This is a genomic window from Dactylosporangium sp. CA-139066 (genome assembly GCF_050936175.1).
GTDB lineage: Bacteria > Actinomycetota > Actinomycetes > Mycobacteriales > Micromonosporaceae > Dactylosporangium.
This window is the reverse complement of sequence record NZ_JBNJNH010000001.1, coordinates 7,615,352-7,639,602: the sequence shown is the minus strand read 5'-3', so window position 1 is coordinate 7,639,602 and position 24,251 is coordinate 7,615,352. Positions and strand designations below refer to the sequence as shown.

18 protein-coding genes and 1 tRNA gene are annotated in these 24,251 nt (G+C 69.2%); 15 read left to right on the top strand and 4 right to left on the bottom strand.

Features of this window, described 5'->3' with window-relative positions; genetic code table 11:
• Positions 1-102 precede the first annotated feature (102 nt).
• The 3 genes from ACQEVU_RS35015 to ACQEVU_RS35005 all read left to right on the top strand — a co-directional run bounded on the left by ACQEVU_RS35015 (position 103) and on the right by ACQEVU_RS35005 (position 6,957).
• Positions 103-178 (top strand) — tRNA-Thr (locus ACQEVU_RS35015).
• 278 nt (positions 179-456) lie between these two features.
• Complete coding sequence (locus ACQEVU_RS35010; RefSeq protein ID WP_433331235.1) at positions 457-825, top strand: helix-turn-helix domain-containing protein; 369 nt, start codon at positions 457-459, stop codon at positions 823-825.
• 939 nt (positions 826-1,764) lie between these two features.
• Positions 1,765-6,957: an NACHT domain-containing protein gene (locus tag ACQEVU_RS35005; RefSeq protein WP_433331233.1), complete on the top strand. Its 5,193-nt coding sequence runs from the start codon at positions 1,765-1,767 to the stop codon at positions 6,955-6,957.
• Positions 6,958-6,998: 41 nt separating this feature from the next.
• Here the strand turns inward: ACQEVU_RS35005 and ACQEVU_RS35000 are convergent, their stop codons facing one another.
• Entirely contained in the window at positions 6,999-7,463 is a 465-nt protein-coding gene (locus ACQEVU_RS35000) for a transposase (protein ID WP_433335192.1), read from the bottom strand.
• Positions 7,464-7,491: 28 nt separating this feature from the next.
• Positions 7,492-7,707 carry a hypothetical protein gene (locus ACQEVU_RS34995; protein WP_433331231.1) on the bottom strand — a complete coding sequence of 72 codons (216 nt, stop codon included), beginning with the start codon at positions 7,705-7,707 and terminating at the stop codon, positions 7,492-7,494.
• Positions 7,708-8,054: 347 nt separating this feature from the next.
• Between ACQEVU_RS34995 and ACQEVU_RS34990 the strand changes: the two genes are divergently transcribed.
• The 6 genes from ACQEVU_RS34990 to ACQEVU_RS34965 all read left to right on the top strand — a co-directional run bounded on the left by ACQEVU_RS34990 (position 8,055) and on the right by ACQEVU_RS34965 (position 15,164).
• Positions 8,055-9,146, top strand: a complete 1,092-nt coding sequence (locus ACQEVU_RS34990; protein WP_433331229.1) for a hypothetical protein — start codon at positions 8,055-8,057, stop codon at positions 9,144-9,146.
• Positions 9,147-9,314: 168 nt separating this feature from the next.
• A complete protein-coding gene (locus tag ACQEVU_RS34985) occupies positions 9,315-9,818 on the top strand; it encodes a hypothetical protein (protein ID WP_433331227.1) in 504 nt (167 codons plus the stop codon).
• Between the two features lie 1,187 nt (positions 9,819-11,005).
• A complete protein-coding gene (locus ACQEVU_RS34980) occupies positions 11,006-11,419 on the top strand; it encodes a MarR family winged helix-turn-helix transcriptional regulator (protein WP_433331225.1) in 414 nt (137 codons plus the stop codon).
• A complete protein-coding gene (locus ACQEVU_RS34975; protein WP_433331223.1) occupies positions 11,416-12,669 on the top strand; it encodes a pyridoxal-dependent decarboxylase in 1,254 nt (417 codons plus the stop codon). The genes ACQEVU_RS34980 and ACQEVU_RS34975 overlap by 4 nt, the downstream gene beginning before the upstream one ends.
• A gap of 49 nt (positions 12,670-12,718) precedes the next feature.
• The gene (locus ACQEVU_RS34970) at positions 12,719-14,353 is read left to right on the top strand and encodes an amidase (RefSeq protein ID WP_433331221.1); all 1,635 of its coding nucleotides are present in this window, start codon (positions 12,719-12,721) and stop codon (positions 14,351-14,353) included.
• Positions 14,354-14,603: 250 nt separating this feature from the next.
• Complete coding sequence (locus tag ACQEVU_RS34965; RefSeq protein WP_433331219.1) at positions 14,604-15,164, top strand: hypothetical protein; 561 nt, start codon at positions 14,604-14,606, stop codon at positions 15,162-15,164.
• 282 nt (positions 15,165-15,446) lie between these two features.
• Here ACQEVU_RS34965 and ACQEVU_RS34960 read toward each other — a convergent pair whose 3' ends face one another.
• Positions 15,447-16,505, bottom strand: coding sequence for a hypothetical protein (locus ACQEVU_RS34960; RefSeq protein WP_433331217.1), 1,059 nt, complete (start codon positions 16,503-16,505; stop codon positions 15,447-15,449).
• A gap of 118 nt (positions 16,506-16,623) precedes the next feature.
• Between ACQEVU_RS34960 and ACQEVU_RS34955 the strand changes: the two genes are divergently transcribed.
• The 3 genes from ACQEVU_RS34955 (at position 16,624) to ACQEVU_RS34945 (ending at position 19,290) form a co-directional block, all read left to right on the top strand.
• The gene (locus ACQEVU_RS34955; protein WP_433331215.1) at positions 16,624-16,986 is read left to right on the top strand and encodes a hypothetical protein; all 363 of its coding nucleotides are present in this window, start codon (positions 16,624-16,626) and stop codon (positions 16,984-16,986) included.
• Positions 16,987-17,243: 257 nt separating this feature from the next.
• Positions 17,244-17,777 carry a hypothetical protein gene (locus ACQEVU_RS34950; protein WP_433331213.1) on the top strand — a complete coding sequence of 178 codons (534 nt, stop codon included), beginning with the start codon at positions 17,244-17,246 and terminating at the stop codon, positions 17,775-17,777.
• Between the two features lie 1,207 nt (positions 17,778-18,984).
• The gene (locus ACQEVU_RS34945; protein WP_433331211.1) at positions 18,985-19,290 is read left to right on the top strand and encodes a helix-turn-helix domain-containing protein; all 306 of its coding nucleotides are present in this window, start codon (positions 18,985-18,987) and stop codon (positions 19,288-19,290) included.
• 46 nt (positions 19,291-19,336) lie between these two features.
• On the opposite strand, the gene ACQEVU_RS34940 is transcribed toward ACQEVU_RS34945, so the two are convergent.
• A complete protein-coding gene (locus tag ACQEVU_RS34940) occupies positions 19,337-19,972 on the bottom strand; it encodes a hypothetical protein (RefSeq protein WP_433331209.1) in 636 nt (211 codons plus the stop codon).
• 503 nt (positions 19,973-20,475) lie between these two features.
• Here ACQEVU_RS34940 and ACQEVU_RS34935 point away from each other — a divergent pair.
• From ACQEVU_RS34935 to ACQEVU_RS34925, 3 genes are all read left to right on the top strand, one after another.
• A complete protein-coding gene (locus tag ACQEVU_RS34935) occupies positions 20,476-22,299 on the top strand; it encodes a S53 family peptidase (protein ID WP_433331207.1) in 1,824 nt (607 codons plus the stop codon).
• On the top strand, positions 22,296-23,198 hold the full coding sequence (locus ACQEVU_RS34930) for a L,D-transpeptidase (RefSeq protein ID WP_433331205.1): 903 nt from the start codon (positions 22,296-22,298) through the stop codon (positions 23,196-23,198). Before ACQEVU_RS34935 ends, ACQEVU_RS34930 begins: the two co-directional genes overlap by 4 nt.
• A 97-nt stretch (positions 23,199-23,295) precedes the next feature.
• The gene (locus tag ACQEVU_RS34925) at positions 23,296-24,102 is read left to right on the top strand and encodes a hypothetical protein (protein WP_433331203.1); all 807 of its coding nucleotides are present in this window, start codon (positions 23,296-23,298) and stop codon (positions 24,100-24,102) included.
• Positions 24,103-24,251: the final 149 nt, after the last annotated feature.

Sequence of the window (24,251 nt, the reverse complement as noted above, 5' to 3'; positions counted from 1 at the left end):
TGACGTGCCTTGCCCACGGGTGCCGCTGCGTTCATCCGGTACAGCAACGATCAGGTGCGGGTACCTGCCGCTCGCGGTGCCAGGTTAGGCTCGGCGATCGCCGCAGCTTGAGGCAGGTAGGGCCATGACCTATTCACTCGTAATGAATAGGTCGACGGTTCGATTCCGTCAGGCGGCTCTGCAGCCCTACCAGGGCGAACGCCCTCTGGGCGATGATCTTCAAGACCCGGATCATCGCCCATGGGCACACCATGGGAACACCGGCCGATCTTGAGGGCCTCGTTCCCACCCGCTCCACCCCTGATCAAGGGGCCAAGGGGCGGGTTTTGCTGTGCCTCTTACGTGATCCCGGTCACACTGGCGTGTCGAGCGGCGCTCGGCGCTCCTCGCCTCTCCGGTGACACCCCCGCACACGCACCGACACCTGTTATCTGACCTTGCCGCCAGGCACGCTGAATGGCGTCGATACGGCATGATCCGGCTACTCGCGGAACCGCTGGCGAGCGTGTTGACGTTCCGGGCGCCGGAACACGCTCAGATCGACATGGCAGGGCGTACACGAGAGCGGGGGCGGGCATGCCAGAGGAAATCCGGTACTACGACATCCCAGAAGTCGCCAAGCTCATCCGAGTCTCTGCCCGGTGGCTGGCTGACGAATGCCGAGCGGGACGCGTCGAGCATGTTCACATCGCTCGCAAACGCCGGTTCACCGCCGCCCAGGTAGAAACGCTCATGGCCGCCAACACGGTAAAGGCAGCGCCTACGTCGGTAGAGACCGCACGGACCCGAGCGGAGAAGAATCTGCGCCGGAGGATGCTCCCGTAAGCCATTCTTGAGCGGGCGACCGAACCGTACCTTTCAGGCTTCAACGGTTATGAATAGGTCGTCAACGCCTGGCTGCCGGTCGGTGCGTGGCTGAGGCGGTCGCGAAGCACTCCATCACCCTACCCCGCTTAGCGCGCTTGGATAAGCCGGGCGAGGCCGAGTAGTTCACGGTCGTTGGCGTCCGGGGCCGGCCAGCCGGCAATGGGGCGGACTGTTCGGTTGCTCTACTCGGCGGGCCACAGTGTCGCGACCACGATTGTGCGGCGGTGACGAGCCGTCGCAGGTCCCAGCGAGAGGTTCAGTAGGGTGGTCGACATGCGTACTGTCCACAGCCTTGCGCTGGTGAAGGATTACGGGAACGCGCATCGGCGCGAGTGCTCACCATTCATGGCTGCGTCCATTATGAAATGCCGCCACCATGCCTAGCGCGCACACGGCAGCTCAGTTCTGGACCTCCCGTCAGTCGCCACATCTTCGGATGTGACCCTTAACTGATTGTCGGCGGCGGTGAGCGGGGCGAGCGCGCCGGCAATCAGGAACCTGCGGTCGGCGGCGAGCGCGAGGACCAGGTGTAGGGAGTCGGTGCCCTGCAGGACGGGGATGAGGGCCGAGGAGCCGAACTCGCCGACACCGGCGACGGCCAGCAGCGCCAGTGCGGTGGGCCAGGGCGGGTTCGGTGGAGAAGTGCCAGAGGAAGACGGTCCCGGCTAGCAGGACGGTGGCCATGTCTAGGCCGAGCCGCAAGCGGCTCGGTGACCACGCAGTGCGTGCCGGGAGGCCGAGTACAGCGGTGAGCGCGAAAGTCGCCATAAGCAGGTTGGCGAGCTGGACGACGGCCGCCGAGCTTGGGCCGTCGCCACCACTCCGGTGGTGCCGTGCCTACCCAGCGTCGCTGGGTTGCATAAAGTGAGTGCGTCGGGCGGTCGCGGAGGTACGACGGTGGGGATCACAAGCGAGTCCGAGGTTCATGATCAGGCCGAAGCGGTCCTCTGGGCTGCGCCGGCCGGACCGCTGCCCGAGCCACCAGTCGAGACCAACCTCCAGGTGCTGCCTCTCAGCCAGTTGACCTGGCCTGACGCCGAGAAGCTCTTCCTGCGTCTTCTGCAGACTGTTCGGCCGGTCACGTACGCGAAGTTGTTCGGCACGCCCGGCCAGGGACAGCAGGGCATCGACGCGTATGCACGCTTGCCCCTGGATCTGACAGCTGCCGACGCCACCGGCCGGGATTACATCACGCTTCAGTCGCGTCGGGTGCAGGCGTTGACCGCTGCCAAGATCAAGAAGGCGGTGGACGACTTCCTGAAGGGCGACTGGTCGGACAAGACCCGCATCTTTTACTACGCGACGTCATACGACCTGCAAGACACCAAGCTCGACGAAGAGCTCCGGACGCAAGGCGATCGTCTGGCCGGGCTCGGGGTGACTTTTGTCCCTTGGGGCGTGCAAGAGGTATCAGCGCTGCTGAAGGACCATCCGCGCATCGTCGATGACTTCTTCGGCAGGAGCTGGGTCGAGGCCTTCTGCGGTCCTGAAGCAGCCCGGGCGTTGGCGAATAACCTGCCCGCTTTGGAGAGCAGGGAGCTGCGCACGCGGTTGCGGCAGCTCTATCAGGCGGTGTTCTCCGCCCAAGGCGGCATACAGCAGACGGAGGACCCTGCCTCCGAGCAGCAGTTCGTAATTGTGAATGTTGACCCGCGGCCCCAGCAGCGCGGCGTCGTGGACGTTGAGCAGCCGAACACCGAAAGCTCGATCAGATCGGAGCATCCGGAGGACGGCTTCACCTACGTCGCCTCGCGCCTGGGCGCTCGCCGCCAGTCGTTCCGGTCCGCCCAGCAGCTCATCGCCGCTGCCACGGCGGACGGGCCGAGTACGCAGGGTGCCATGCCGGCCGACGAATGGCTGGCCGCAGGCAAGTATCGGCTCGTCATCGGCGGCCCGGGCGTGGGCAAATCGAGCCTGCTGCGGTTCGCGGCGGCCGACCTACTCGCCGAACGGCCGCAGTCGATTACGCTGCAGCGCGAGCACGGCGGTGACCTTCCCGTCTGGCTTCCCTTCGGGTTCCTTTGCCGGCACCTCGACGCCTCGACGGAGAATTCGCTGGTCTCCGCCGTCGAAGCGTGGCTGTCGTCGCAAAGCGCCGCCGATCTCTGGCCGCTGGCCCAGCGGGCGCTGCACGACGACCGGCTGATGCTGTTCGTCGACGGCATCGACGAGTGGAGCGACGTCAGCTCAGCCGAACATGCCCTCGGCGTCCTCGAGGCGTTCCTAGGCCGCTCGAACGCCGCCGCGGTCCTCTCCACCCGCCCCTACGCCGTCGACCGGCTCAATTGGCAGCGTCCCTGGGCCCACGCCCAGATCACGCCGCTGACCGATGGGCAACGCCGCAGCATCGCTGCGGGGATTCTGCAGGGAGGCACTGCTTCTGCTGTTGACCCAGAACCACGGCTGCACTGGGGCGCCGGCGTGGAGGCATTCCTAGCCCAGCTCGAAATTTCCGCCGACCTCGCTCAGCTGTCACGGTCGCCGCTGTTCCTCACGCTGCTCGCGACGACCTGGCAGGGCGAGCCGTTACCCCGCCAAAGATTCAAGATCTATACCCGTCTCGTCGAGCTGCTGATCGAGAAGCATCCACAGATGCGACAGCGGGCCTCGCACGCTCGCGGCGGCCCGCTCCCCGCCGCCGACGCCAGCACGCTGTTCGCCGCGGTCGCCTACCGGCTACGCCTCAAGGACGCAGCCGGCGTCGCCACCAAACAGGACATGCGGAAGCTCATCGTCGAGTCGATGATCGATGACGAAGTCCTCGGATACCAGCCAGCCGAAGCCCGACGGCTGGCCGACGCGGTCCTCGCGATGGCCGAAGAAGAATTCGGCCTGATCGTCTCGCACGGCGCCGGCTCCTACGGATTCCTGCACCGCGTCGTGCTCGACCACCTGGCCGGCCAGCACCTGGCGATGCTGGCGCCTGACGAACAGCTCGACGCTGTCCGGCGGTTCGTTCACGATCCTGCCTGGCGCGACGTGTTGCTCGCCCTGCTCAGCGCTCAGGTCAGCCCGCACACCACCGAACCCTTGCTCGCGGCGGCACTGAACGTCGGTGATCACGTCTGGGCGGACCTCGACGGATACGAGCTGCTGGCCGACGCGCTGGCCGCCGGCGTCAGACTCACCCCCCGCGTTCAGGCCGCCCACACCAAGGACCTCGTGGAGCGGGTGGAGAATCATCCCTACGCCCGGCACCGAGCCAACCTGATCACCGCGCTGGTCGCAACGCTCGCGAGCCCTACCGCCAGCAGCCAGCTGTTGCCCATCATGAAACGGTGGCTCACCGCGCCGCGTCCCGACCCATCCGCGACCATGTGGGCGCTGCGCGATCTGCCCATAGCCGACGAAGAAGCCGCCAAACATCTTCTCTGGGGCTTACGGCATCCCAGCGACGAAGTGAAGATCAACGCGGCTGGAGCTCTCGCCCGACGGCTCAGTGGACAGCCACACCTCGTCCCGCCGCTGGTAGCACTCACCGAGACCGGGCCCAGCTCGTCCACCCAGGCGGCCGCAATCCATGCTCTTGGCGAAGGATGGCCGGATGCTCCAGACACCGAGCGCCTGATCGACTGGGGCCGCCACCAACCGTCCACTGCACTGCGGCTCGTGGCGCTGAACCTGGTTTTCAAGGCCGCTGAGCCACGAGACAGCTCCGCGTTCCGGACGGAGGAACGTGACTGGCTGCTCTCCATGCTCTACCACGAGGCCTACAGTTCGGGGCCTTGGCCAGCCGCAGATCTGGTCGCCGCCTGCGCCGCTGGGAACACCGAGGCCGCCGACTTCGCGCTGGAAACCCTCAAGACTAATGGGCGGACCGGGGGTGATCGAGGTCTAGCGTGGCATCTGGCCTGCACGGTCTTCGCCGATGATGCCCGCTTCAAAGGCTGGGTCGCCGAACAGCTGGCCAGCGAGGACAAGCACAGCCTGATCCTCTACAACCTCGGCGCGATCCCCAAGCAGTGGCGTGACGACCCGGTCTTCGCCCAAGCCCTACGTCCGCGCGTCCAAGACGATCTGGCGAAACTTGCTTCTTTCGGCAGCGCCGGTCTGGCCACCGCGCTTCCGCCCGAGCAGGCCACGGCGGTGCTGCTGCGAGGCTTGGATGGTCTGCGCCCGTACGGGGCAGCCCGCGTCCTGGCCGACAAGTACGGCGACGACGAGACCGTCCGCGAGGCGCTGACCGGTAGGCTACGCGGCTCCTACAAGCAGGCGGCGCCCCTGGCCGGCGTAGCCGTTGATGTGCTCGGCCCCGAAGAAGGATTCGCTGTCCTCGTCTCGCTGCTGCGCCAGTCGGCCGAGGACGGACGCCGCGAAGAACGCGTCGTGGTCGCCGAAGCCGTCGCCGAGGCATGGATCCGTCTGACGGCGGCCGAGGATGAACCCGGCTCCGGAGCGGCACCGCCTACCCTCGCCGACTACGACCCGGCCGAACTGGCCACCCTGTGCACAGCTGGCGGAGCCCACTCGCTGACCTGGCATGTTAACGCTGTCATCAACGCCTGGCCGTCCCAGCCCGCCGTACAGGACTTCGCCGAACAGCTCATCGCCGATATCCGAACGCTCACCTCCGGCATCCCGGACACCATCCCGGTCGCCATTCTCCGCAGCTACTGCACCAGAGACGACGCAAGGTCATGGGACCTCTGCGCCAAGGTATGGGCCCAGCTCGGGCACGTGGAACCGGAACTACGCGAAGTGCTGACGTTCGAGCTGACCCGCAGCGCGCTCACCCTTGACGAGCTCGTCGAGGTGCTATCCGAGTGGGAGAAGGAACCCGACTCCGAAGTCCGCCGCATTGCCTTCATCGGTCTGGTTCAAGCGATCAAGCGCCACCAAAAGGCGCACGACCAGACGGCCGGCACGGACGTGATCACCGACCACATGCAGTGGTTGGTGCAGAAGATCAAAGATAACCTCTGCGCCTACGGCCCAGACCTCGACGACCTGCGGCAGCTGGCATGGACCGGCGTGCTGATGCTCGGTGACATCACACTCATCGACGGCATCACCGAGTGGATCGGCGAATCCCGCCCGGTCGCCGTCACCCTCACCAAACTCCCTGAAGGCGCCATCGACCAGATCTTGGTCGACCTCATCGCCGAGCATTGGGACCGTCTACGCGAGTACTTCGGCGACGACCTGTACCAACGCCTCGACCGAAGCTCCGGCGACCGCACCAGGAGCGTTGCGGACAGCCGGCACGACGTCATGGCGGCCTTGGCGACGACAGCTGCCCGGTTCCCGGTCATCGCCGAGATCCTGCGCCACGAGGCCGATACCGATCCGAAACTCCGTGAAGACCCGCACTTCCTGCTCTGGGCCAAGCAGGAGAATCGCGGCGACGAAACCGTTCTCCGCGCCCTGGCCGGCAAGCTTGGCGCCACCAGGCACAGCTGGGCGAACCAGGTCCTTGAAGCGGTGCTCGACAGAGACAGCTGGGCCGTGCCCGACGACACCTTCAAAGCAGTGCTCACCGACGACGCGCACACCGACCCATCCGGCGCTCGGTGGTACAACAGGGCTAAGCTCGCCGCCTACGTGGAACTCTTCCCCAACGACGCCGTATCCGGCACCGCATTCCGCAACCTCGAAGCATGGTTCCGGGACGACGAGGCCCACCGCGCGCCTCGAGAGTGGGACGACACGTTGGCGATGGCGCTCGCGCTCGCTCCTTCGCAGGACCTTCCTGTGATCTTCCTCCGTGTTCATGAACGCTTCCGCCACTCCAGGATGACGCATCTCCTGCCCACCCTGCTCAACCCCCTAATGCGGCGCCTGCGCCGGGACGCAATCGCAGTCGACGCCTTCAAGACCGCCGTCCGCGAACCGATGGGTATCGCGCAGCAAACTCCTCTGTTCGAGATCGAGGCGGATCCCATCGCCCAGCAATGGCCAGACATAGTGCCGGCGCAACGGGCCTATCTCTTCGCCCTCGCCCTACGGCAAGCAGGAGCGCTGCCACACCACGAAGCCGCCGCCGTGGTGCAAACTCTGACGTCCATCTCACCGGACATCGTCGTGGACAATCCATTCACCGAATGGGAAGGGCCGCTGCGTCTGGCGGTCCTAGATCTTCTGCACGGCTAGGGTCTGTCCTGCCGATTATGGGAGCCACATGACTGCGGCGATCAGGACCAGGCTGGTGTGGTAGATCTGTCCGCGCGTTTGGCGAACCGGGTCGCGAGATCACGCCACTGCTTGAACCGGTTGAAGCAACGTTCCACCACGTTGCGCCGATGTAGAGCACCTTGTCGAACGATGGTGGTCGCCGCTCCTGCTGCCCTTGGCTGCACGGCGGGCGCCCTGATCGGACACCGTTCCGGGATGGTGTGCCGGATCCCGCGTTGCCGCAACACCCGTCGCGTCGAGTCGTGGGCGTAGCCCTTGTCCGCGATCAGCATGTCCGGCCGCTTCCGCGGCGCGCCCGACCCCGCCGGACGGATCCGGATCCGGTCCAGCAACGCCAGCAGCTGCGGTGATGTGTGATCAGCGGGTTGTTGCCGGCCTGACCCGGCGTCAACAGAATCGACAGTGGGCGGCCACGACCATCGACCGCGAGATGGATTCGACGAGCATGAACGCCTCGTAAGCATGCCGGTGCCGGACGGATGAGTTCGGCTGTCAGTCGTCGTCGAGTTCACCCGCGTGGAAGCGACGGAGCACTTCGGCGACCGTATCGGCGCGGAACTTGCGGTGGCCTCCTACGCGCCTGACGACAAGGCCGTAGCGACCGGCGTCTCCCCAGGCGCGAACGGTCTGGTCAGAGATTCCCATAACCCGCAGCTGCTCATGCGCCTCTCCCAGCTTTAGCCATTGGGGCTTGTCGGCCTCGGTCACGTTGCACCCCTGAGTCGTCGCATGAACACGCTGGTGCAGCCATCTTTGCAGGTGGACTTCTGCTGTTCTCCGAGCGCTGGCAACCCGTCACGCTCCCCGTCCCGGCGCGAAGTGCCGGGCACGGCCTGAGGCTATGAAAACTATAAAAACTATGAAACCTATGACTACTGTGCGATAGTGCGTGCATGACGACCACCCACGCCACTGTGGCGTCCGGCGGACGGCCGCTCGCCACCTGGCCTCAGCAGCACGGCGGCGGCCCACCACGGACGGTGGCTCGGCGCCCTGGTGAGGCCGTTGCGGGCGACCTGGACGCGGACCTCGCCAACGCGATGCGGAACAGCGTCATGATGCGCCAGCTGTTCTACGTCGTGGTGCTGCTCGTCGCCCTCGCCGGGCAGGTGTCCGGCGCGGTCGAAGCGCTCGGCATCCCGCTGCTGTGGGCCATCCCGGCAGTCGGCGCGCTGGAGCTCGGCGGCATCGTGGTGCTCGCCAACGCCGACGTGCGGCGCCGACTTGGCGAACGGGCGACGGCCTCGCGGGTACTGTCGGCCGTCATCGCTGGCTTCGCGGTCGCGTTCAACTGGATGGCGCACGACAACAAGCTCCTTGCCGGCTTCTTCGCGGGCATGTCCGCGCTGGGTTACCTGGTGTGGCTGATGCATACCGAGAACCAGCGCCGCGACCGGCTGCGGGCCACCGGCGACCTGCCGCCCACCACACCGGCGTACGAGGTGATCGGCCACTGGATCCGGCACCCCTGGATCACCCTGCGCGCGAAGAACCTCGCGAAGGCCGACGACCGGCTCGGGCTCTACACATCCCTGGCCGCGGCCCGCGCGGAGAAGTGCAAGGAGGTGCGCACGAAGGCGATCGCCAAGGTGCTGCACCGCAAGATCCGCGCCACGGTCGACCCGACGACGGCCGACATCGCGGTCGCCGTCTACGACCTTGACGAGATCGCGGTGCGGCTGGCCGACGGCGCCGACTACGACGGCCTGACCGAGCTCATCGCGGTCGACCTCGTCCCATCGCGTCTGGCGGCTGCGGCACCTGCGGTTGGCACAAGCCAGCGTTCAGGCCCCGGCTACGAGGCCGGTCCAGCTGAGCCAGGCAGCGGCGAGAGCAGCGGTGCAAGCACGTCCACCAGCGATGACACGGAGAACGTGCACAATGCCCATGATGCGCACGATGCGTCGGCGCAGACGAAGCGTCAGACACAGGCCGCGCTGATGTGGGCGATAGTGCAGGAGCGGCGGGATCGTGGTCAGGCACTGCCCTCGGCGGCGGAGCTTGATCGGCTCGTGGGTTCCGTCCGGTACGCCGCCACCGTCGCTGGCAGGTGGCTACAGGCTGGCGCCCTCTCCGAGGAGGAGTACCTGACGGTGGTCAAGCCGCGCCGGCGGCACGCCGTTTCCGCAGGAACATCGAGCGGCTGATCGCAGCGGCTCGCCACGGGCGGCAGTCGCGATGTCGGCGCCTGCGGGTGGACATCGCCAGCTACTTGGATCAATATCAGGGGTGGAACGGGGGTTCGCATGGATCAGAGGTCAGCACCACAGCCAGCCGGTCGGACGACATCGGCCGCCCGGCCGAAGGCCCCGCCTGTGCACCTGGACGTGCGGTGTCCGCAGTGCGGGAGTCTCGATCAGGTCGGGAAGGTCAGCACCCTCCACGCTGCCAGCACAACCCGGACGACCGTGCGGGTGCCGCAGCAGTCGTTGACCGGCGAGTGGCACATGGCCCGCGGCACCGCCATTACCCGGACCCATCTCGCCCGCCGGCTCGCGCCGCCGCGGCTGCCCGCCCGGTACATGCTCCCGGCGGTGGCCGCCGTGGTCCTCGCCGTGATGGCGGTGTGCAGCCTCGGGGCGCTCGCCGATGACCCCAGCAGGCTTACCCCGTCTGGGCTGCTTGGCGTGATCATGGTGGTGCTGATCCTGGCGGGTCTGCTCGTCGGCGCCGTTGTGTTGACCGTCATCGAATGGCGAAAGCACCAGGCGAAACTGCCCGGCTTCCGCCTCCGGCTCCAGCAGTGGCAGGGCCTGTTCTACTGCACGCGATGCGATAAGACGTTCGTGCCGGCAACCCGTAGGGTGCCCGCACGTTGACGCATGCCCCCGCCCCCGCACCCGTCCAACGGGAGCAGGGGGCGGGGCGTCTCCGCGTGCCAAACCCAACACCGGACCGTCGCATGCACCAATCAGGGCACTGAGGCGGATCGACATCGGCTGCGACGACGCCGCACCGCACCTGTCCAACGTCGCGGTCCGTCGCAGTAGATGCCGCCCGCGCACAGCTCGGCATCTCGTCCACGTCGCCGCGCCCGCAGCGGCTGCGTAGCCTCGTTCCGCGTTGCGGTAGTGGTCCATCGCGTCCGTAGGCGACAGATATGACGCTCGCTGAACACGGCGGGCAAGCCTGTTACGTGCGACACAGGACCTGTGCTGTGATCCGCAGCATCGGCGGTGCGGCAGTCTCGCACGATGGCGAACGGCCGTCTGGAGTGCTGGGCCGCTGCACCGTTGCCACTCGACCGACCGCTTCCACGGTCCGTTGGTCCATCGCTGCGCATGAATCAAATCTGCGAATCCAGCGAGCGGTCGCATGGGTGCGAACAGGCTTGACGGCGGTGGCCACGTCTGGGCCGGGCGAGGCCAGCTTCTTGTGTAGACCATGCTGCCGCCTGTTTGGACGCCTGCTGATGTGACACGGCCGCGACGTCGCCGTCGCCGCGATGTTGATTGATGTTCATGGGCGTCGCGGTGCGCGAGCCTTAGCCGAGACCGTGCCGCGTCGTCCGGCTCGTTGCGCTGGCTTTCGCAACCGGTCGCAACGCCGGTGAGGTCGGCTGTGTCCGCCTGCGACGGTGTCGCAACGGTCACCGCGCTGCCGCAGCACGTCGCACGCATCGACTCCCAGCGCGGCAACCCCACACGTGCCCACACGTCCCCACTCGTTCCGGCGGCAGGGCGTTGCGGGCAGGGTCAGATTCGTGCTCATCACGGTGATCGCCCCCGCCGCCGATGCGGCCCGGGCCTGGTGGTGTGCCGGTGCTCGACCGACACGGGGGAAACATGGACAGCGATGATCGCAGTGCTGCGACGCCAGCGTCGCAACCGTCGCAAACGGCCGCGACGGGTGAGAACGCCGACCGTCATGGCGGTCGTGGCAGGCATCGCCGGAGCAGCTGGTCGGACTGGTGGCGCACCTGGCTGCGTCGGCTGAACCGGCATGGCGGCAGGCACCGCCAATGACTGGCGCCGAACCCGCGAACCCAAGTAGCGGCAGTGTCGCGGTGCCGCTGGTCGTGGCGGCCTGGCATCTCGCCCGTCGAGCCCGGGCCAACGCTGAACGCGCGGTCCTGGCTGGATCGGGCCTGACGGTGCCGGACTACGTCGTGCTGCACCTGGTCCACTCGCAGCCGCAGGTGCGGGTGCTGGACCTGTGCCGGCAGATCGCGGTCGCGAAGGCGACGTTGAGCGACATCCTGACCAGGCTGTCGCGGCGCGGGCTCATCAGTCGCGAGCGGCCGTTGTCCGACAGGCGGACGGTCGTGCTGTCCTGCACCCCGGCCGGTCGTGACCTGCTCACCGAGACAGCCGCGGCCATGCGCACCGCCGACGCCGCCTACGTGCACGCCAACGACGACCTCATCGCGTTGTGTGCCGCACTCGGCGTGCGGATCGCCGAACTGGACGCGGCGGCGTGAACGTCCGGCATCCGCTCCCGGGCCCGGTGGCGTCGCTGCTCGCCGACCGGGACACCCGCCGCGCGACGGCGATCGGTGAGCCGTTTGCGACCGACCTGGACCGTGCCGTCGCCGTCGCGCCGCTGCTGCGACATGCGTTGCGGGCCGAACAGGACATCGGCGTGGGGCCGACGGTCGGCTGGTTCGCCGACCAGGTCGTCGGGCAGGTCGCCGAGCTGCTGCAGGCGCCCCCGCGAGGGTGGCAGGGCGCGGTGTGCGACAGCCTGACCGCTGCGACGATCAGGACGTTGCTGCCGCTACGGCAGGCCGACGCAGCGGTAGTGCTGTACCTGTCGGCGGCCGGGCACGCCCATGTGGCCGCAGCAGCGCACATTCTTGGCCTGGACACCGTCGTTGTCGCGGCGGACCGGCGCGGGATCCTCAACCCCGTACGGCTCGCCGCGCAGATCCGGCAGCGTCGGCCGTCGGCGGCGGCTGTTGTGGCCACCCTCGGCACACCGGCGACCGGCGCCCTCGACGACGTGGCGGCGATCCGGGCCGCGATCGACGCGCTGCCGATCCGGGCGCATCTACATGTGGATGCACCACTGGAAGGGTTGCCGCTGGCCGCGCGAGCGGTGCCGCAGACGCCGGTCGGGTTCGCCGCCGGTGCGGACAGCGTCGTCGTGGCCGGCGACCAGTTCCTGCCGGTGCCGCTGCCCTGCGCCGTGGCGGTGCGCCGGATCGCCAGCCCAGCCGCAGCTGCATCGCCGGCGCTGCCGGTGCTCTCGCCCGCAGACCCGTCCGATGCCGGCGATGCCGCGGACAGGTACGGGTGCGGGTCGGGGCACGCCGTGCTGCTGCTGTGGCAGGCCCTGCACGAGTACGGCGTTGACGGCCTGGCCCGGCGGGCTCGGCGCAGCGACGCGCTCGCCGGCTACGCCCTGCGCCGGCTGCGCGAGCTCGGCTGGCCTGGCTTGCGGCATCCGGGGTCGATGACCGTCCTGCTGCAGCCACCGTCCGAGCTGCTGCGGCGGCGGTGGTCGCTCCCGGTCGCAGCGGGCTGGGCCCGGATCGTGTGCGTGCCCGGGGTAACCGAGGCCCACATCGACCGGTTCGTCGCCGAACTCCGCCACGAACCGCCGCCCGCACCCGCCGCCGCCAGCGTGACGGCCAGCCTGAGCACCCATCCGGACTCCGGCACCGGCCACAGCCCGGCGTCGGCTGCGGCGACCGGCCGCCCCGCGTCACCCACCGTCGGCCTGCGCTAGTCGCGGGCAGCGTGACATCCACCGCTCGACCAACTCTTGGAGTGATCGCATGCACGTGTCCCGACGCACCCTGCTCACGGCCGCCGCGGGGGCGGCCGTGCTGATGCCTGCCCGCCCGGCGCTGGCCGTGCCGCCGCCGCCCGGACCGCCGCTGCCGTACACCGGCACCGCCCCGGCCGGCGAGGAACCGTGTTTCCTGCCCGCGACCGTGCAGCTGGAACTGCTGCGCCACCGGAAGATCTCCGCCGTCGAACTGACCCGGGCACATCTGACCCGGATCCGGCGGATCAACCCGGCGATCAACACCTTCGTCTACCTGCTGCCGGACGAGCAGGTCTACGCCGCGGCCAGGGAGGCCGACCGCCGATACCGGGCCCGGACGAACCGGCCGCTGGAAGGGCTGTTGCTGGCGGTGAAAGACCTCTTCGACTACGTCAAGGACGTCCCCAATACCTTCGGGTCCCGGCCCTTTCACCAGCTCGGGTTCACCGCCCCGTTCACATCGATCTACATCCAGCGACTCATCGACGCCGGCGCGATCGTCGTCGGCAAGACCAACACCGCTGAGCTCGGGCACAAAGGCACCACCGACAATCTCGTGTTCGGGCCGACCCGAACCCCGTTCGACCTCGACTACAACGCCGGGGGGTCCAGCGGCGGCGCGGCGGCCGCGGTGGCGGCGTTCCTGGTGCCGCTCGCCCAGGGCTCCGACGCCGGCGGCAGCGTCCGCATCCCCGCCGCGCTGTGCGGGGTCGTCGGGCTGAAACCGACCCAAGGACGTATCCCGCAGGACGCGCCGCCGCTGCCGCACACCCCGATGCTGACCCCGGGCCCGATCACCCGCACCATCACCGACACCGCGCTGCTGATGAACGTCATGGGCGGCCCGTCCCCGGTCGACATGTTCTCCCTGCTCGACACCCCGCCCAGCTACACCGGCGGCCTGGCCGGGCGGCTGCGCGGCGTCAAGGTCGCCTACAGCCCCGACCTGGACCTGTTCCCCGTCGACCCGGCCGTTGCCGCCGCCGTCCCGGCCGGTCTTGCAGCGCTGCGCGCCGCCGGGGCCACGGTCACCACCGTGCGCCTCGGCCTGGACCAGATCCAGATCCACCCGCTACGGTCCCCGGCCGGGCGGCCGGTCACCCAGGACGACCTGTCAGCCCTGTGGGTCATGCTGCAGTCCGCGCTGTACGCGCACGGCCGCGACCTGTTCCTCGTCGAAGGCGCCCCCGTCGACCTGCTCGACCCCGGCGTCACCGACCAGCTGTCCCCGGATCTCGTCGACATGCTCCACCGCGGCGAGGCAACCAGCGCCGTGGAATACCAGCACGCCGCGTTCCTGCGGGTCGCGGTCAACACCGCGCTCGAGCGGATCTTCGCCGGCTATGACCTGATCGCCTGTCCGACGCTCGCGGTCCCGGCCGTGCCGAACGGCCACACCGGCTACACCGTCGGACCAGCGTCGATCAACGGGGTCGGCGTCAACCCGCTCATCGGCTGGGCGATGACGTACCTGACAAACTTCACCGGCCACCCGAGCCTCACCGTTCCAGCCGGGATGGCCGGCCGGTTCCCAGTCGGGATGCAGCTCATCGGCCGCCGAGGCGCTGATGCGGCGCTGCTCAACGCCGGCTACGCCATCGAGCGGCACCGCCCCTGGTACACCGACCTTCCCCGCCACTGACCACCGGCCCCGCCCGGTTGCCGGGGTTGCACACCGACCCGGGTGTGCACCCCGGCCGCGACAGGTCAACCTTCTCCGCTGGCCCTGCGGACCGCTGGCTTCTACGGGTCCGCCGTTCAGCGGCCTTCGTCTCGTCCGTGAACGCGCCCGGATGGGTCGTGCCCTGCACCAACTAGTCGGGTAGGGCCGGCCGACCGCCACCCCCCACCCCATCAACCGCATCCGCTCTCCAGACCCGCGAGGAACAACGATGGCCGTCAAAATCGTCGACCAGGTCGACGGCGAACACCGCGAAACCGCCTGGACGCTGTACAGTGCAGCGTTCGCCGAGCTCAACGCCCTGGCCGTGCAGCGCCATCTCATGTACCGCCACGAGTTCGACGACGTGATGAGCGACCCGCGGGTCGCGAAGTACCTGTGCCTGGACGACGCCGACACCATCCGCGGGCTGTCGACGTACACCAACGACCTGGACGCGGTACCGCTGATCTCACCGCCGTACTTCGAGCGGCGCTGGCCGCAGCACTACGCCGAACGGCGCATCTGGTACTGCGGGTTCGTCGCCACCCAGGCCGACGCCCGGGCGGCCACCGCATTCGGTGAGCTCGTCACCGCGATGTACCACACCGCCGCGGCGCAGGGCGCACTCATCGCGCTGGACTTCTGCACCCGCACCGACGAGGTGCGGCGCATGTCCCGCGTGGTCCGGCTCATGCTGCACCGCCTCTCCGGCGACGTGCACGCGCAGCGCATCGACGAACAGCAGTACTGGCTGTACGAGTTCCCGACCAACGCAAGCACGGCCGGATGAAGCGCCGTGCCGGAAGCTATACACAGCTATGGATAGCCGCCAGCTGAACTGCCGGCCACGCGGTGGCACGCGGTTGATCTGTCAACGTATGCCACGGCCGGTTCACGCCCTGTCGCCCGCTACCCCGTTGTGTAGGCCTGCGGGCGTCCGGGCCAGCGGCCGGCACGGACCATGACACGGCCGCTGGCGGTGTTGAACCATCACCCGGCGAGCCCCGGACCGTCGGGCGCTGCCCGGGAGAAAACAGCGAGGAAGGGAGTGAGGGGTACCGGCAGTCTGTAGTCAGGTGCTCGCCGCGTCGACCGGCTGTGGATGGATCGCTGCGACCAGGCGGTTCCGGTACGCCTCCATCGCTTCGACCTGTCCTGGGGCGAGCAGACCCAACGCCATCAGGACCAGATCGCGAACCCGCTGTTTCGGTTTGACGCCGAGCCGGTACCTGCATGCCACCGCCCACATCGGGTCGGCTTGGAGCTGGCGCACGACCGCGCCGTCGATCCGGATATGGTCACCGAAGTCGAACGGCTGCCCGGCCAGGGCGAGCGTGCCAGCCATGGCGACCCACATCTGATACCAGGTGACGATCGCGAGGACGGACAGTGCGCGTTGCCAGCGTTCGAGGGCGGTCGTGGCGGCCAGCTGCCGCAGGCGGTGGATCGACATGTCCTCGGCGATCCGGTCCCAGACGTCGTCGCCGCGCAGCTCGGCCTCCTGGAGCGCTTGCCGCAGCTGTTCCAGCTGGTCGTCCGGCAGATCGCCGAAGAGACCGAGATACTCGATCAGGTCCTGGCTGAGCACCTCACTGCCACCGCCCAGGGCGTGGATGACTCCGGCGAGCGCGCTGCGGAGGCGGAGGCGGGGCGGCTCGGCACGGTCTGGCGATCCATCGACCGCGTCGAGCAGGTCCTGCCAGCTGAACGGCACCGCCTGCGCGTAGGGGATGCGCGCCACGAGGTCGTGGCGAGCCTGCCAGCCGGCATCGGCGTCGGTGACGTCGGCGGCGAGCATCCGGGCCGTCTCGGCCAAGGCGTCGTCAATGGCGCCGCGGACGACGTCGTCGGGTACCGGCAGGCCGGCTGCGAACCGTTCGATGGGGTGCACGCCGTAGCGGCGCGAGCCACGTTTTGACACCTTGGCCAACATCATCGCGCGCTGCACGGTGCGCTCGTCCGGCGGCTCCGAGGTCACCCCGCGCCCTCGGCCCCGCCCGTGGCGGATTGGCCTGGGCAGGTCACCGCTGGCCCGCCACCGTTCGATCTGGTAGGGCGACACCCGCACGCCCTGGTCGGCCAGGGCCTGGACCAGGGCAGCCGTTGCGCCACCGACCGGCCCGCGCGGCATCCGACCCCTCCTGTTACAACCCCGCAAACTTCTTCTGTTCTCGCAAAAATACGTCGTGGGGTAATCGATGCGAACCCCCGGGGCAGGCCCGGGCGCAACGAGAGGAACGGACCCCGACGTGTCGAACATTGAAGCGGCCGCCGTGACGGTCTCGAGCGTGATGCTGGGCCTGTGCTGCCTGGTCACCGTTGCCCTGCGCGGCACCTCGCCGCGGCAGCGCCCGGCGATCCTGCGCGCGCTGGGCGACATGCTACGCGGCGTCTGGCCGTCGAACCGGCCGCCGAGCGGTGTGCCGGGAGACCCGTCGATATTGCCGCCAGACCGGCGTAGCAGGCACCGTCATACGCCCGGCAGCGGTCAGCGACCACGCAACCGACCGCTCCCCGCCGCCAAGCGGGATCGTGACGGTCGTCTCCGGGACGCGCAGCAGCACACCGACAGCCGGGATGGGCGCCAGCGGCGACGACATCCAGATCCGTAAGGGTGTGTCTTCGGGGAATCTGTGGCGGCGGCATCTGAAGACGACAGCACGACCGGCAGCGTGCAGTCCAGGACTGCGCGGGTCTGCGCAGCGTGCAGATGTCCGTCGAGCAGGGCCAGACGCAGCGACAGAAATGCCTCGCCGTCACAGCCACCGGCCCGTTCGGCGCAGTGTCAACGGCCCGGCGAGGGCCACAGTCTCCAGCCATCCCAGATAAACCCTTTGCATGATATTTGCAGAGGATTTAGCCTGGCATAATGAAGGTCTCCGCTGCTGAAGCTGCCCGCGCCCTCGATCTGAACAATCACACCATCGCCAAGCTGCTCGACGCCCATATTCTCGTCGGCCCCACCTCCGCGAGCGGGCGCCGACAGGGTGTTTACGTCACCTCGTTGGAGACGGCCCAGTCGGTTCCCCCCACCACCCTCGCCCGTGGTGACGTCGCGTTCCATGTTGGTGCCGCCGAAAGCGACACCAATCCCGCTCACCGTCGGACCTACGCGGGATGGCACGCCATGAAAAGCCTGGCCGTATCGCAAGGAGACCGGCGTAGGGCATGGGGCGGCGTGTGGAACATGACCGAGGACAACGCCGACGGCCTCGGCGGGCACGCGGTGTGCTCCGTCGGCGGCTTCATCGTCGACGTCGCCAAGGTTGAGGGAACCCGCCGGTGCCCCTGCTGCGATCTGGCTGTCTTCGACTTAGCCGACCCCGACGACCTGGCCGTAAGCCGCTACCGCGGACGCCGCTTCTCCGGGGTCGGGCAAGGCTCCCTGTTCACATTTGGCTGAGACGCCGCACCGGGACTGTCCGACGATCGCCGACGAACGAGTGGCCGGAGCGCGCTGAGCTTGCCGCTCACCCCGACGGCAGTGGCGGTTCCACCGTTTCGGACGGTCCCGTTTGTCGCTCAACAAGCGGGCGTGCCGGGCCACTGAAGAACCCGCCGGTCGTCGAGCCGGCCGGCCCGCAGCTGCAGCCTAGGCTGCTGGGCGGACTCAACAAGATCATCCGCAAGGTAGCAGGTCCGGACTTCGCAAGGTTCGAGCGGACGCGACGACGACTCCCGTGTGGCGGGAGCGGGTGACGGGGGTGACAGGTGTTCCGGTCATCTCCTACGCATGTAGCACGTCTTCCCGGGATGCAGCAATAGCGAATGTGACATGGGACTGGACGCGCGTGAACCCGCAGGGGCGAAGGGGAGACCCGGAGAACGTGTCACCCTTGTCACCCATCCCGTGGAGACGGAGCGTCGACAGTCGTCCGCAGATCGCTTGGTTTGGCAGTGGCCGCGGTTCGTCTGCTGCTCACAGTCCTTATCGTTCGGGGTCGTGCCGTGTTTGGCCTCGAACACAAGATTCCTGAGATTTTTTGCGGTGTACGTCGCGTTCTTGATCCCACTGCTGCCGTGGCGGCGCATCCCTCGGTACAGCCGCCACCACGCCGCATGATCAACATATTTCGCCTGGTAGCGGCACCGTCGGCCAGGTGTCGCTGAGTAGGGACAACGCGTGACGTGAGTAGCCGTCGTAAGGTGGCGGCGCCCTGTCAGCGCAGCTCAATGTCCGTCTACGAGTTCGTATCCGATCTTGACGAGCTGGAGCGAGCCGTGGTTACGTCCCCGACGTGCGCGGCCGGTGCACGTTCTTGCAGGTAGATACGTTGACCGGCTCGTGTTCGCGGTCAATGTCGAGCGATGGGCGTGTATCGCGTCGGCGCGGCCGAGAGTCTGGAAGTGCCGTCACGTAGCAGTTCTGCTGCGGCGACGGCTTCCGATGGCTGTCGCGCCTGCGCCGGCGTCGAAGGACGCGCCTCCATGGGGGAGGAAGACGACGTGCGTACGGCGACGGGGGATCAACACCAGATCGGGGAGGTCGGCAGCGTCGGCGCCCGCGTTGCACCAGCAGTTCGCGGCGCCGGAAGCGGGCCGAACGGCGGCAACGCTGTGGGACGGTGCCAGGCACGCCCTGGCCGACCGGCAGTGCCGGGGAGGCGGCGATGAACGCCGACCGGCCCGGGCTGCCGTCCGATGCGGACGTCGCGGCGATGACTGTCGGGCAGCGCATCCGCCACTACCGCAAGCTCCGCGGGTGGGACCAGCCCCAGCTCATGGCTCGCATGGTGCTGACGGCTGAGGGCCACGGCGGTACAGCGGCAACGTTTGATGGGCGGCGGTCGAGCCTGTCGAAGTGGGAGAACGACCGCGTGACGCCGAATCAGCACAATCGGCGGCTGCTGGCGGAGACGCTTGGCGTCACGGTCGCGGATCTCGGTCTGGATCAGGACCCGTACTTCCAGTGGTGATTCCTGCGGCGCCGGCTTCCTCCGGGAGGCCGGCGCCGCATCTCTGTCAGACGCCGACGTTCCTGCCGGCGTGCACCAGCAGCACCGCATAGGTGTGCGCCGCCACGGCCAGGTTGGCGGTCAGACCGGCTTCAGCGGCTGAGGGGTCGTCGTACTGGTCGAAGCCGTCGCCGCGACAGCGCCACGCATGTTCGAGGACCTGCTGGTAGGCGGCGTCGAGCGCCTCGAGATCGACATCCTCCAAACCTGACACCCGTTCCGCGACGGGTGGCAGGACGGCTTCGGGCTGCCGCAGGAAGTCCGACGGGGCAGGCGTCGCCGGAGTATCACCGGCATCGCCGGCCTGCATCAACCGCATCGCGGCTGCACTCGCCTGGGCTGCGAAGATGACAGCCGTCCGAGTGAAGTGCGCGGTCAACTCGGCAGCGGCACGCAGTGACGCCTTACACGCGGCGTCCTCAGCGAGCAGCAGGTATGGGGTCTTCGGCGGTCCGTCGTCGTCTCCGGCGAGTTGACTGAACCGCATCTCCGCGGCTTCACCTGCCGCGGTGACGCCAGCCACGGCCATCGCGAGAGCGTTGCATGCCTGGCTGAGATCTGTGAGCCGGGCCGCTGTCACCGGGTCGTATCGCTCCAGCGTCGAGCTCGGCGCCGGCGGATGCCAACTGTAGGGCGATGTCATCGCGGTGAGCTCCCCCTTTTCCCGACGCCGCTCGCGGTGCGGCGTCGCACGCCCGAGCGGGGCGCGTCGTGTGGTCACCGGCCGATGTCCGCGGCCGGCCTGTCCCCATAGGCCACACCCCATGACACGTTCCGCTGGCGAGCGCGAGCGGCCATTGTCGTTGGCGTGACCGATTCCGTTCGAACGTGGTGCGTGCGCTCGAAGCTGGTGCAGCTGCGATCGAGCCGTCGGTCCGTGGGGATTGCACGCAAGGGCCTGTCGAGCGGCGGTTGTGCTCGGCCGGATGCTGCGCCGTCCATGGCGGCTCCGGTGGCCGGTGCGAGCAGGTTGCCCCACATCCCTCCTGCGCGGTTCGTCCGTGAACTGCGCAGCACCGTAGGCGTGGCCGGTCGCCCGGCTGCCTGATCCACACCGTATCAGCCCAATTCGTCGCTCGCACCGCCACCAGTGGGCGGTGCCGATCACTGCCGCCCACCACCCGGCGGTAAGGAAGGAACCCCTCTATGCACCTTGCACGCGTCGTCATCTCCGTGACTGCCGGGGCGGCTGTCGCGCTCGTCGCGATGACCGGCCCGGCCCACGCCACCCCCGTCCAACCCGGCGGCGGTGCCGTGCCCGCCGCCCAGCAGGTCACCGTCACCCTCGACCTGACCGGCGCCGACCCGGCCGGGCTGCAGTCCCTCGCCGCGGCAGTGTCCACACCGGACAGCCCGCAGCACGGCAAGCGGCTCAGCCGGGCCCAGCTGCGCGACCGGTTCGGCGCACCCCAGGCGCGGGTCGCCCGCGTCACGGCCTGGGCGCAACGGTCCGGGCTGACCGTCGCCGGTCTGGACGAGACCGGCTCCCGGCTCACCGTCACCGGCACCGCCCGCGCCACCAGCGCCGCGTTCGGCGTCGGGCTGCGCACCGACACCAGCCACGGCGTGCGGGCGCTGTCCGCGATCGGCGCACCGCGGGTGCCTGCGAAGATCGCCAGCGACGTGCAGGCGGTCACCGGCCTCACCCCGCGGGTCGCGAAGCCGCTGTCGGTCCGACCGGCCGCCGGTGTGCAGCCGCTCGCCGACGGGCAGTACTGCTCCACCTACTGGGCCGAGTGGAACAAGGGCTCGGTGCCGCAGAAGTACACCGGCGGCCGGCAGTCGAACATGCTGTGCGGCTACAACGGCGCCCAACTGCGCAGCATGTACGGTCTCGGCGCGAACGACCGCGGGCAGGGCCAGACGATCGTCATCGTCGGCGCCTACCACCAGACGTCCGCGCTCGCCGACGCCAACAAGACCTTCGCCACCAACGGCGTCCCGCAGCTGCCCGCGAACCGGTTCATCGTCAAGCAGTACGCACCACAGTCCACCGTGGAGGGCTGCGATGTCGGCGCCTGGAACATGGAGCAGGCCCTCGACATCCAGGCGGCGCACACCATCGCACCCGACGCGACGATCGTGTACGCGGCCGCGCCGGACTGCACAAAGCTGCCGGACACCCTCGCCAAGGTTGTCGCGGACGCGTCGATCGACACCACGATCATTTCCAACTCGTGGGGCATCAGCGCCGGTGAGCCGAACGACCAGCCGTACCTGACCGCGGTCAACAACATCCTCGCCCGGGCGGCCCTGCTGGGTATCGGCACCTACGTCTCCTCCGGCGACGCCGGCGACAACTCCAACCTGCCCGGCGCGAACGGCACCAGCGTCCTGTTCCCCGCCTCATCGCCGTGGGTCACCGCAGTCGGTGGCACCTCCACCGCCGTCGGCGGGCAGAACCAGGTGCTGTTCACCACTGGCTGGTCCGACGCGGCGAACCGGCTCAACGGCGGTGCCTGGCAGCGGGTCAACCCGCCGTTCATCGGCGGCGCCGGCGGCGGGAACAGCGCCTACTTCGCCAAGCCCTCCTGGCAGAGCAACACGCCGGGCACGCGCCGGTCGGTGCCGGACATCGCCGCCCTCGCCGACCCGTACACCGGCTTCTACGTCGGCTGGACGGCCGGCGGCCAGTATCGGGCCGGGCCGGTCGGTGGCACCTCCCTCGCCGCGCCGATCATCGCGTCGCTCGCCGCGGTCGCGCAGGGCCGGGCCGGCAACGGCGTCACCATCGGGCTGGCAGCGCCGGTCCTGTACGGCAAGGCCGCGGCCGGGGTGCCAATCGTCACCGACGTCACCCACGTCGGTGCCGGGGTGTGGACCACCGCGATCAGCGCCGACAGCCCGCAGGGCGACTACCTCATCGACCTGGACGCCGGCACCCAGTCGCTGCGCACCGGGCCCGGCTACGACCAGATCACCGGCCTGGGCGTGCCCGGCCCGGCGTTCCTCACGGCGATCACGTCATGAGCCACGGCGACGGCGGCGACGTCCGCACCCACACCAGGCGCCGGGAGTACGCCGCCGTCGCCGCCAGCCTGCTGTTCCTAGCCGTCATGCTCACCCTCGCCTGGCGCACCATCCACCGCGACCCGGACCCGCGGATCGACGCACCCGCACCCAGCGAGACGAGCACCTCGACCAGCACGTCAGCCAGTACACCGGCGTGGCAGTACGACCCAGTCGCCGTGCCGCCGGTCACCGCCGGGCAGCTCGCCGCCCTGCCGGAAGCCAGCACCGACACAACGATTCCCGCCGCGCCGGTCGACACCGACCGAGCCGCAGGCACTGACGGCGCCGTCGTGCACAACGCCACCACCGTGGCCGTGTACGACGCGCCGGGCGGGACCGCGTTCGCGCGGCTCCCGCCGACCCAGGCCAGCAGCGCCACCTGGCTGCCGGTCATCGCCCAGCAGCCCGGCTGGGTCCAGGTCCTGCTGCCGAACCGGCCCAACGGGGCCAGCGGCTGGCTCGACGCCGCACGCGTCGAGCTCGCCCGCACCCCGTACGAGATCCGCGCCAGCGTCACCGCCCGCCAGATCACCCTGTGGCACGACGGGCGACCGGCCGGACAGTGGACGGTCGCCGTCGGCGCCGCTGCGACGCCGACCCCGACCGGCCGCACGTTCGTCCTGGCCTCGATCACCGATCCGGCACAGCCGTACTCACCGGTGATTCTGCCCTTGGGCACGCACAGCACCACGCTGGCCAGCTACCACGGCGGCCCGGCCACCACCGCACTGCACACCTGGCCCGACGACAGCGTCTACGGCCACGCCGTCAGCAACGGCTGCCTGCGGATCCCCGCCGACGCGCTCACCGCGCTGCGCCGGGTCCCGCTCGGCACCCTCGTGCGGATCGACCCCTGACCCGCACAGCACAGCCCACGCCGGACCAGCCCGAGCCCGGCTCGAGTCCGCCCGGCGCGGCCAACCCAGATGTCCAGCCATCGTTCTAGGGAGCACAATGAGCGCAAGTACCGCACGGCGCGTCGTCGCCGCCACCGCAACCCTGACCGCCGGCGCGCTCGGCATCATGCTGTACGCCACCGCCGCCGGAGCGGCACCGACCTACCACGACGCCGCCTACGGCATCTCGGCCAGCGGCGCCGCACCGATCGGCGCGACCCCGTCGGTGTCCTCCACCGACGGCACCACCCGCACCGGCAGCGGCGGCGCCCGATCCTCCGACGGCAGCATCACCGTCGGCGGCGCCACGGTTAGCGCCGGCGGCGGCAAGGCCAAGGCCACCGTCACCGGCTTCTCCGCCTTCGACGGCCTCGTGTCCGCGTCCAGCGCGACGGCGACGTGCACCAACGGCGTCACGTCCAGCAGCGTCTCCGGCACCCCGGCCGGCTCGCTCGGCAAGCGGGGCTCGGTCGCTCACAACGTGAAGGTCAAGAACGGCAACGGGTCCGTGACCGTCATCGCGATGCAGGTCAAACTCACCGCCGGTGCCAGCACCGAAGCCGCGACGATCAACATCGCCGTCGCGACCTGCGCGGCGCCCGGCGGAGACGCGAGCCCGACCGCGACGGGCAACCCGACAACCAGCCCGACCAGCGGCCCGACGGGAAGTCCCACGGCCAGCCCGACAGTGACGGCCAGCCCGACGAAGAGCCCGACCGGCAACCCGACGAGCAGCCCGACCGGGAACCCGACGGTGGCACCGCCGACCGGGAACCCGACCACGCCGCCCGGCACCGGCGGGCCGGGGACGCCTCCGGCGCCGGTCCCCACACCGGGGCAGACGAAGGCCCCGGTCACCGGCTGACCTGCCGCACCGCCGCGCATCCGCGGCAGGGCCGGGCGGCCCGGCACGACATCCCGCGACCGCCCGGCCAGCTGCCCTGACCGGCAGCCGTTGCAGCGGACAGCCGGGCAGCACCCGGCTTACGCCACAACCTGCGCGCCGTACGCCAC

What these genes read in the sequence shown, in the direction of transcription:
- ACQEVU_RS35010 (WP_433331235.1), top strand. Translation starts at nt 457, where the DNA reads ATGGCGTCGATACGGCATGATCCGGCTACTCGCGGAACCGCTGGCGAG.
- ACQEVU_RS35000 (WP_433335192.1), bottom strand. Translation starts at nt 7,463, where the DNA reads ATGCTTACGAGGCGTTCATGCTCGTCGAATCCATCTCGCGGTCGATGG.
- ACQEVU_RS34990 (WP_433331229.1), top strand. Translation starts at nt 8,055, where the DNA reads ATGATGCGCCAGCTGTTCTACGTCGTGGTGCTGCTCGTCGCCCTCGCC.
- ACQEVU_RS34970 (WP_433331221.1), top strand. Translation starts at nt 12,719, where the DNA reads ATGCACGTGTCCCGACGCACCCTGCTCACGGCCGCCGCGGGGGCGGCC.
- ACQEVU_RS34965 (WP_433331219.1), top strand. Translation starts at nt 14,604, where the DNA reads ATGGCCGTCAAAATCGTCGACCAGGTCGACGGCGAACACCGCGAAACC.
- ACQEVU_RS34960 (WP_433331217.1), bottom strand. Translation starts at nt 16,505, where the DNA reads ATGCCGCGCGGGCCGGTCGGTGGCGCAACGGCTGCCCTGGTCCAGGCC.
- ACQEVU_RS34950 (WP_433331213.1), top strand. Translation starts at nt 17,244, where the DNA reads ATGAAGGTCTCCGCTGCTGAAGCTGCCCGCGCCCTCGATCTGAACAAT.
- ACQEVU_RS34945 (WP_433331211.1), top strand. Translation starts at nt 18,985, where the DNA reads ATGAACGCCGACCGGCCCGGGCTGCCGTCCGATGCGGACGTCGCGGCG.
- ACQEVU_RS34940 (WP_433331209.1), bottom strand. Translation starts at nt 19,972, where the DNA reads ATGACATCGCCCTACAGTTGGCATCCGCCGGCGCCGAGCTCGACGCTG.
- ACQEVU_RS34935 (WP_433331207.1), top strand. Translation starts at nt 20,476, where the DNA reads ATGCACCTTGCACGCGTCGTCATCTCCGTGACTGCCGGGGCGGCTGTC.
- ACQEVU_RS34930 (WP_433331205.1), top strand. Translation starts at nt 22,296, where the DNA reads ATGAGCCACGGCGACGGCGGCGACGTCCGCACCCACACCAGGCGCCGG.
- ACQEVU_RS34925 (WP_433331203.1), top strand. Translation starts at nt 23,296, where the DNA reads ATGAGCGCAAGTACCGCACGGCGCGTCGTCGCCGCCACCGCAACCCTG.